This is a genomic window from Mesorhizobium sp. WSM4808 (genome assembly GCF_055811675.1).
The window spans coordinates 545629-553084 of sequence record NZ_JBVVQX010000001.1; the positions used below are offsets into that span (position 1 = coordinate 545629).

A 7456-nucleotide genomic window follows, 5' to 3' on the forward strand; every position below is an offset into this window, starting at 1 on the left:
TCATGCTCCTCACAGATACCGGAACAGCCGGCGGTGAAGCAGGCGCAAAAGCTGGTCGGTGACAAGGCCGATCAAGCCGATGACGACGACGCCGGCCATGACCTCGGGCGTCTTGACGAAGCGCCGGGCCGTCCAGATCACATAGCCGATGCCGGAATCGGCGGCGACGATCTCGGCGATGATCAGATAGGTCCAGCACCAGCCGAGCGTGATGCGCAGATTGTCGAGCAACGTCGGGCCCATCCAGCGCAGGGCGACGTCGACCATGACCTGCCTCGAATTGGCACCGACGGTGCGGGCGACCTCGACGAACTCCTGCGGCACGCGCCGCATGTCGTCGGCGACGAGCAGCACGAGCTGGAAGAACGTCCCCAGCCAGAGCAGGAAGATCTTGGTCTCCTCGCCGACGCCGAACCAGATGATCGACAGCGGCACGAGTGCGGGGACCGGCAGGTAGCGGATGAAATCGATCATCGGCTCGAGGGCGGCGCCGACGATCCGGTAGCTGCTCATCATGATGCCGATCGGGATCGCCATGACGGCGGCCAGCAGGAAGGCAATCCAGACACGGGTGGTCGAAACCGCGACGTGCCACAGCAGGTTCTGCTCGGTCAGCATCGTCCACAGGGCAATGACGACGCGGCTCGGCGAGGGCAGGAACTGCGGCGCAATGATGCCCGCGCGCGCCGCCAGCTCCCACAGGGCAACGACGAGCACAGCCGCGGCGACACTGACGGCAAACTCCAGCATCGGCGATGCGCGACCGCGGAAGACAAACAGGCTGCTGAACAAATCACTATCCCCGGATGATCGAAAGAACGGCCGTCACCGGCGCGAGCCGGAATGACATCGCTGCCGACAGCCGAGACAAGCTGCCGGCCCGGCCGCGCGGCCGCTATTTCGCCGGGATCTTGTTGATCGCTGAACTGTCGATCTGGTCCGCCGCCACCAGTCTGTTGTCGGCGGCGCCGTTCTCCAGGTTTAGATCCATCACCGTGTCGAATATCCCGTGCAACGTGCCTTTTTCTCCCGGCTTGCCCATGTAGGCCAGGGATTCTGCAAGCGTCGTGTAGGACAGGCTGGAGTTGACGATGTCGGTCACTTCGGCAGGCGTCAGGCCGAAATGCTTGGACGCCATGTCGGCGAATTTTTCCGGCTCGGCCTTGATGAAATCGACCGCCTCATAGATGCAGCCGAGAAATTTTGCGTATTTGTCGGGGTTCGCCTTGAAGTCGTCGTTGCGGGCGATGATCGCGTCGATGATGATGCCGCGATGATCCTTGGACGAGATCAGCATGCGGGCACCGGTGCGGGTCGAGGCCTTCAGCGCCTGCGACATGAACGGTTCGTAGGTCGCGATCGCCGCGATCGATTCATCGACGAAAACCGCACCCGTATCGGCCGTCGCGATGTCCTTGATCTGCAGATCCTTCAGCGACAGGCCCGCCTGCTTCAGCTCCATCTGCAGCAGCAGGCGCGAGGGGATGTTGGGCTCGGCCGCGACAACCTTGCCCTTGAGATCGGCAACCGACTTGATCTTGTCATCGGTGATGACGCCGTCGCCACCGACGGATTCGTCGATCGTGCCGATGATGATGCCGGGCGTCGAGGCGTCGCGCGGGCGGCCCTGATATTCGCCGACCGAGCGCATCTGCATCTCGATGTCGCCGCGCGCCATCGCTGCCATGACGTTGGTCAGGTCGTCCTCGAACTTGATGCTGACATCAAGGCCCCTGGCGGCGAAGCAGCCAAGGTCGCTGGCGATATGGACAGGCGCGAATCCCAGCCATGTCGGCGCAAGGATGCGGATTTGGTCGGCGCTGAAGGCGAGCTGCGAACTGGCGAGCATGAGGGCTGCGGACAAGGCGGTGCCGAGTAACGGTTTCATGATTGTTCCCCAATTTTGTTCCGTACAGGCTCGCGATTTCTGACATTGATGTAAATGAGTTTATTTAGAACGATACATCGAATAACATCGATGTATCGTTCTGTGCATCATGGGGAATGGCATGCGCCGGCTGGACAATATCGATATCCGCCTGCTGCGCGTTTTCGTGGCGCTGGCCGATTCAGGCGGGTTCGCCGCTGCGCAAATCACGCTCAACCTGTCACAGCCGACGCTGAGCACGCATCTGGCGGAGCTGGAGAAACGCATCGGTGCCCAACTCTGCCATCGCGGGCGCAAGCAATTCCGCCTGACCGAGGTTGGACAGGCAACCTACGATGCGGCGCAGAAGCTGTTCCGCGACCTTGACGATTTCGGACATCGCATCAATGCAGCCAGCGGCAGCCTGTCGGGCCGCTTGCGGGTCGGCACGTCTGATGGGGTCTTCACCAGTGGCGAACTGGGTATCCAGCACGCGCTTAGCCGCTTCATGGGGCCGGATTCCGACGTCTTCATCGACCTTTCGGTGGGTACGCCGTCCGAACTCGAGCAACAAGTCGCCGATGGCGGTCGCGACGTTGTCATCGGGCCGCTGTCGCAGAAAGCGCCTGGGGTTGTCTATCGCGACTATTGCGGCGAACCGCATCTTCTCTATTGCGGCCGCCGGCACCCGCTCTTTGCGATGCTCGATTCAAGGATCGATCAAGGCGCCGTCGACGCCGCGCGGTTCTCGGTGCGCAGCTATCGGCATTTCGACGACCTCTACCTGGTCGGCCATCCCAAGGCGAGTGCATCGGTCGTGCACATGGAAGCGCAGTTGATGCTGATCCTGTCGGGCAACTTCATCGGCTTTCTGCCGTGCCATTTTGCCGATCCCTGGGTCGCGGCCGGAGACATGCGGGCAATCAAGCCAAGGGCCTATTCGTTCAGTTCCATACACCGCGTCGCCTATCGCAAGACCGACGCCCAGCGCTCGCTTGTTCAGGCGTTTCTCGGTGCATTGTTCGATGCAACGCCCGTGGCGGGATAGGGAGACATGCAAGCGCGCCACCGGCGAAGATCACAAAGGGGTTTGCAGGGCCTGCAATGACCGCGTCATGTTTTCCCTGGCCTGCGGTTCGAAGCGCTGGCGAAACTCTTCAGTGTGGAAGATGTGCGGGCGGGCGAGGAAAGTCTTCAGGACAGCACTGCGTCCGGCCCGCCACATCGGCTCCTCCACCCAGTGGTACTCGCGCCGCACGGCGCGCTCATAGGCGTCGAAGGCGTCCGGCGCGGCTCCCAGGATCGACAGATCCATATCCAGGAAAAGACTTGCGTCCCGTGTGGCCGCCGCGTCTTCGAACGGCGACACCTGGTGCGTGGCGGTGGCGACGATCATTGCCGAGATGCGGTTGAGGCGTGAAGGATTTGCGCGGCCCGCCAGCTTTTTCTCGGCAAGGGCAGCACTTTGCGCCTCATTGTCCTTGGCCTTGCTGTCATAGACGGCATCGTGGAACCAGATCGCCGCTTCGATCGCCTCGGGGTCGCCGAGCAATTCTCGACAGTCGCCAGCGAGCGCCAGCATTGCCTCGATATGGAAAAGGTTGTGATAGTGGCGGCCTGGCGCCCGGTAGAGAGCCGAAAGCTCGCTTTTCAGCGCGTCGTCGATCAAGGGTTCGTTTTCCATGGCTGCTTGAATTCCCGCGAACCAAATCCATTTGACAAAGCACTAAGGAAAATTGAGTTCAATCGTGCTATCATCTGGCTTATATGTGCGGCCAGGCAACAGGCAAGCACAACAGGCAAGCCAGGCAGGACGCAGGACGAGACGGCGATGAACAGCATCAGCATTTCCCGACACAGCGCATTGAAGCCCGTCGATCCGATCTGGCGTTCGATCCGCGACGAGGCCATGGAGGCTGTCAACCGCGACCCGCTGCTCGCTGCATTCCTCTATTCGACCATCCTCAACCAGGACAGCCTGGAGGAAGCAGTCATTCACCGGCTGGCCGAGCGGCTGGCGCACCAGGACATCGGCTCCGATCTCATCCGCCAGACGTTCAAGTCCATGCTGGCCGACGACAAGGAGTGGCCGACGACGGTGCGTGTCGACATCCAGGCCTATTATGATCGCGATCCGGCTTGCGATCGCTTCATCATGCCTGTGCTCTATTTCAAGGGTTTCCACGCCATCCAGACCCATCGGCTGGCGCATTGGCTGTGGAATCAGGGGCGCAAGGATTTCGCGCTCTACCTGCAGAGCCGCTCGTCTTCGGTGTTCCAGACCGACATCAACCCGGCCGCCCGCATCGGCAAGGGCATCTTCATCGACCATGCCACCGGCCTCGTGGTCGGCGAGACCGCTGTCATCGAGGATGACGTGTCGATCCTGCACGGCGTGACACTGGGCGGCACCGGCAAGGCCGGCGGCGACCGCCACCCCAAGATCCGCTACGGCGTGCTGATCGGCGCCGGCGCCAAGATCCTCGGCAACATCGAAATCGGCCATTGCTCGAAGATTGCCGCCGGCTCGGTGGTGCTGTCGCCTGTGCCGCACAACAAGACAGTTGCCGGCGTGCCGGCCCGCGTCGTCGGCGAGACCGGCTGCGATCAGCCGTCGCGCCAGATGGACCAGCTTCTGCCGTCGCAGACGATGGATCAGGTCGTCAGCTTCGACATCTGATTTTCACGAGGCCGCCGCCTGCTGCCGGATTCCGGCCGCTGGCATGAGTAGGTGGTTGTCTCGCCTTATCAGGCCGCTTGCCTTTACATCGCCATTGTCGACGTGCCAGAAGCGCGTTCGAACGAGCAAGCCCGATGATCGGAGAAGACTGTTGAAGCCGGACGAAATCAGAAAGCTGGACGCCTATTTCAAGCGCGTCTTCCAGAACCCCAAGCTCGAGGTCAAGGCACGGCCGCGCAAGGACGATTCGGCCGAGGTCTATGTCGGCGACGAATTCCTCGGCATCGTCTTCAAGGACGAGGACGACGGCGATTACAATTTCTCGATGGCGATCCTCGACATCGATCTGGCCTGAGCCAGCGATTTTGCGCTCGGCCGGCTCCGCCTCGAATGCGGCCGGCCGGCCGCACCTTCCGAGGCTTTCTTACTGTCCTGTTTTCAGGACGCGCCCGGCTTCAGTGGCGATTGCCGCGTCGAGCGCCTGCCAATCGCCCAGAAACTCCCTTGGGAAGCGATAGGTGAGGCTGAGCTCGTCGCCGACCTGGATGTCGCGCTCGCAAGGCGCCAGCGATTGGTCGGCACTCGGTCCGCTCAGGCAACGGGCCACGAACGGCTCCTTGCCGGGGCGATTGCCGACAACCAGCACCTCGTTCAGATAGCCTGATTTCTCGTTGAAACCATAAATCATCGTGCCGCCAGGCCCGACAATGCCGGGTTGGGTGATCAACGAGCTGTAGATCGGCGCGAAGCGGCCACTCATGTCACGCGACATCATCTGCTGTTCGAAGGCCAGAAAGACGATGCTTTTGGCTGTCCCCGTATGGTTGAAATCATCCCGCGCCGCCTCGCTGTAGCCGTCCATCTGGGGATAGCGCAGATAGAGGTCGAGCCGCGAGGCGATGCCGTCGCGCCGGGCCTGGGCGAAACGGATGGCGTTGGCCGGGACCGTGATGACATTGTTGCCGATCACCACCTGGTGCATCGTTGCGTCGTCGGTGTATCCGGCCATGGCGATCGAATGGCCGAACCATTTGCCTGCAAGGCTGATCGCTGCTGAAAGCAGGGCCAGCGCCGCGAATCCGTAGAGCACCCGCTTCATCAGCCTAGAATCGACCACAGTGAGTTCGTTGGCGAGCACTGCCTGCTTCATCTCAGTCCTCGGATCTCGGGCCGTCCGTCCGCCTCCAGTGTCCCTGGGCGGCACACATCGTACGGCACGGCTCTTGCAGCCTGCGTGGAACGACTGTGCAATTTCATGGTAAATGGAAAGTTAAGATGGGACCGCTGGAACTCACACTCTTTGCTTTTGCCGTCGGGTTGACGGCCTGCGGGCTGGCCGGATCGGCTATGGAACTGGTGTCGGGCCGCAAGGTCGCCTTCACCGAACCCTATGTGTCGCCGTCACATGTCTTGCGCTCGCTGCTCGCCACGGCCTGTGCCGGACCCTTCATGCTGGTCAATGATGCCATCGATGCCCGGCGTCAGCGCCGCATTTCAACGTTGGCGCTGATGTCCTGCGGCTGCACGGCAATTGCGTGGACCTTGGCGCTGGGCGTCGTCGTGCTTGCCATTGCCTCATGGACGGTCCGTCTCCTAGGGTCCGAGCTGCCAGGCTGAGACGATTCGGAGAGCAGAAATGCCGCTTTATGCGATCGATGGAACAGAGCCCAGCTTCGCCGATGCGGATTCGAACTGGATCGCGCCCGATGCGACGCTGATCGGCGACGTCAGGGTCGGACGCAATGCCGGCTTCTGGTTTGGCGCCGTCATCCGTGGCGACAATGAGCCCATCGTCATCGGCGCCGATACCAACGTGCAGGAACATACTGTCATGCACACCGATCCCGGCTTCCCGCTGACGATCGGGGAAGGCTGCACGATCGGCCACCGCGCCTTGCTGCATGGCTGCACGATCGGCGACAACAGCCTGATCGGCATGGGCGCCATCGTGCTGAACGGCGCGAAAATCGGCAGGAATTCTCTGGTTGGCGCCGGTGCGCTGGTCACCGAAGGCAAGGAATTCCCGGACAATTCGCTGATCGTCGGCTCGCCTGCCAAGGCGATCAGGGTGCTGGACGACGCGGCCGTGGCAAGGTTGCGCGGCTCGGCGGCGCACTACGTTGCCAACGGCAAGCGCTTCCAGGCGGGGTTGAAGAAGGTCTGAGGTCAGCCTGGCATTTGCTGGCGGTGGTTCGTAGCGCCCCAACTCACTGTCTGTCGGAGTTGCGCCCGGCCATCGCATCGCGCAGCAAGGAGGCACCGGCTTCAAAGCCGGCAATCTCGGCTTCCTCGATCACGTTCCTGTAGTCATCGATGCGGGTTTCGAGCACCGGGTCGGCGCCCGCCGCCAAAAGCAGGCCGATCGCATCGACACTGCGGATGGCCACCGAATAGTGCAGCGGAGTCCAGTCGTTGACGCCCCGCATGTTGGGGTCGGCACCGCCGTCGATCAACACCCGCACGATGTCCAGCCGGTCGGCGCGGTCGGTGGACAGCGCTGCAATGATGGACGGAAACCCGCCGTGATCCTGATAGTTTGGATTCGAGCCGGCATCCAGCAAAGACGAGATGAAGCCGACGGGGCTCCAATAGATCGCATATTCCAGCGGATGCCCGAGGCCGAGCTCGAACGGCATGCGCTCGTCGAACCAGCGGGAAGAGCCGCCCAACGCCACGCCGAGGCCCTCGAAGTCGCCGGCCTTGAAGGAATCGTCGATAACGTTGAACAGGCGATGGCGCTCGCATCGATCTTCCGGGATTTCCAACATGGCCGTGATCCAGAAGGCGAAACTGACGGCCTATAGTGCCTCGATCTTCCGGGCGTGGGAAGGCGGGACGATTCGACTGAATGAGATTGGGATCTTCAGCCTACCGCAGGCTGATTGGTTTTCGATTCTCCGCCAGAAATT

General features: G+C 61.9%; 10 protein-coding genes. 5 read left to right on the plus strand and 5 right to left on the minus strand.

The genetic code is table 11. The features are described 5' to 3' along the window. Nucleotides 1-9: 9 nt before the first annotated feature. Together AC0L2U_RS02615 and AC0L2U_RS02620 are read right to left on the minus strand one after the other, a co-directional pair. Nucleotides 10-792 carry an ABC transporter permease gene (locus AC0L2U_RS02615; RefSeq protein ID WP_236383447.1) on the minus strand — a complete coding sequence of 261 codons (783 nt, stop codon included), beginning with the start codon at nucleotides 790-792 and terminating at the stop codon, nucleotides 10-12. Nucleotides 793-895: 103 nt separating this feature from the next. Beyond that, nucleotides 896-1888 (minus strand): ABC transporter substrate-binding protein, encoded by a 993-nt coding sequence (locus AC0L2U_RS02620; RefSeq protein ID WP_292701494.1) that lies wholly within the window; start codon nucleotides 1886-1888, stop codon nucleotides 896-898. Nucleotides 1889-2009: 121 nt separating this feature from the next. Here AC0L2U_RS02620 and AC0L2U_RS02625 point away from each other — a divergent pair, with 121 nt between their 5' ends. Next, nucleotides 2010-2915, plus strand: a complete 906-nt coding sequence (locus AC0L2U_RS02625; RefSeq protein ID WP_256746167.1) for a LysR family transcriptional regulator — start codon at nucleotides 2010-2012, stop codon at nucleotides 2913-2915. Nucleotides 2916-2945: 30 nt separating this feature from the next. On the opposite strand, the gene AC0L2U_RS02630 is transcribed toward AC0L2U_RS02625, so the two are convergent. Further along, nucleotides 2946-3551 (minus strand): HD domain-containing protein, encoded by a 606-nt coding sequence (locus AC0L2U_RS02630; RefSeq protein ID WP_245481723.1) that lies wholly within the window; start codon nucleotides 3549-3551, stop codon nucleotides 2946-2948. Between the two features lie 147 nt (nucleotides 3552-3698). Between AC0L2U_RS02630 and cysE the strand changes: the two genes are divergently transcribed. Both cysE and AC0L2U_RS02640 read left to right on the plus strand, forming a co-directional pair. Continuing rightward, entirely contained in the window at nucleotides 3699-4547 is an 849-nt protein-coding gene (gene cysE / locus AC0L2U_RS02635; RefSeq protein WP_013531333.1) for a serine O-acetyltransferase, read from the plus strand. 151 nt (nucleotides 4548-4698) lie between these two features. Further along, nucleotides 4699-4902 (plus strand): DUF3126 family protein, encoded by a 204-nt coding sequence (locus tag AC0L2U_RS02640; protein WP_013531334.1) that lies wholly within the window; start codon nucleotides 4699-4701, stop codon nucleotides 4900-4902. A gap of 69 nt (nucleotides 4903-4971) precedes the next feature. Here AC0L2U_RS02640 and AC0L2U_RS02645 read toward each other — a convergent pair whose 3' ends face one another. Continuing rightward, nucleotides 4972-5697 carry a hypothetical protein gene (locus tag AC0L2U_RS02645; protein ID WP_127810285.1) on the minus strand — a complete coding sequence of 242 codons (726 nt, stop codon included), beginning with the start codon at nucleotides 5695-5697 and terminating at the stop codon, nucleotides 4972-4974. A gap of 125 nt (nucleotides 5698-5822) precedes the next feature. On the opposite strand from AC0L2U_RS02645, the gene AC0L2U_RS02650 reads away from it, so the two are divergent. Together AC0L2U_RS02650 and AC0L2U_RS02655 are read left to right on the plus strand one after the other, a co-directional pair. Then, nucleotides 5823-6164, plus strand: a complete 342-nt coding sequence (locus AC0L2U_RS02650) for a DUF6949 family protein (RefSeq protein WP_127291442.1) — start codon at nucleotides 5823-5825, stop codon at nucleotides 6162-6164. A 19-nt stretch (nucleotides 6165-6183) separates the two neighbouring features. After that, nucleotides 6184-6711: a gamma carbonic anhydrase family protein gene (locus tag AC0L2U_RS02655; protein WP_127332112.1), complete on the plus strand. Its 528-nt coding sequence runs from the start codon at nucleotides 6184-6186 to the stop codon at nucleotides 6709-6711. A 43-nt stretch (nucleotides 6712-6754) separates the two neighbouring features. On the opposite strand, the gene AC0L2U_RS02660 is transcribed toward AC0L2U_RS02655, so the two are convergent. Then, nucleotides 6755-7315 (minus strand): ankyrin repeat domain-containing protein, encoded by a 561-nt coding sequence (locus AC0L2U_RS02660; protein ID WP_473601361.1) that lies wholly within the window; start codon nucleotides 7313-7315, stop codon nucleotides 6755-6757. Between the last annotated feature and the right edge of the window lie 141 nt (nucleotides 7316-7456).

Excerpts from the sequence above, each read along its gene's own strand:
- AC0L2U_RS02620 (WP_292701494.1), bottom strand. The coding sequence starts at position 1,888 with ATGAAACCGTTACTCGGCACCGCCTTGTCCGCAGCCCTCATGCTCGCC.
- AC0L2U_RS02660 (WP_473601361.1), bottom strand. The coding sequence starts at position 7,315 with ATGTTGGAAATCCCGGAAGATCGATGCGAGCGCCATCGCCTGTTCAAC.
- AC0L2U_RS02650 (WP_127291442.1), top strand. The coding sequence starts at position 5,823 with ATGGGACCGCTGGAACTCACACTCTTTGCTTTTGCCGTCGGGTTGACG.
- AC0L2U_RS02655 (WP_127332112.1), top strand. The coding sequence starts at position 6,184 with ATGCCGCTTTATGCGATCGATGGAACAGAGCCCAGCTTCGCCGATGCG.
- AC0L2U_RS02645 (WP_127810285.1), bottom strand. The coding sequence starts at position 5,697 with ATGAAGCAGGCAGTGCTCGCCAACGAACTCACTGTGGTCGATTCTAGG.
- cysE (WP_013531333.1), top strand. The coding sequence starts at position 3,699 with ATGAACAGCATCAGCATTTCCCGACACAGCGCATTGAAGCCCGTCGAT.
- AC0L2U_RS02625 (WP_256746167.1), top strand. The coding sequence starts at position 2,010 with ATGCGCCGGCTGGACAATATCGATATCCGCCTGCTGCGCGTTTTCGTG.
- AC0L2U_RS02630 (WP_245481723.1), bottom strand. The coding sequence starts at position 3,551 with ATGGAAAACGAACCCTTGATCGACGACGCGCTGAAAAGCGAGCTTTCG.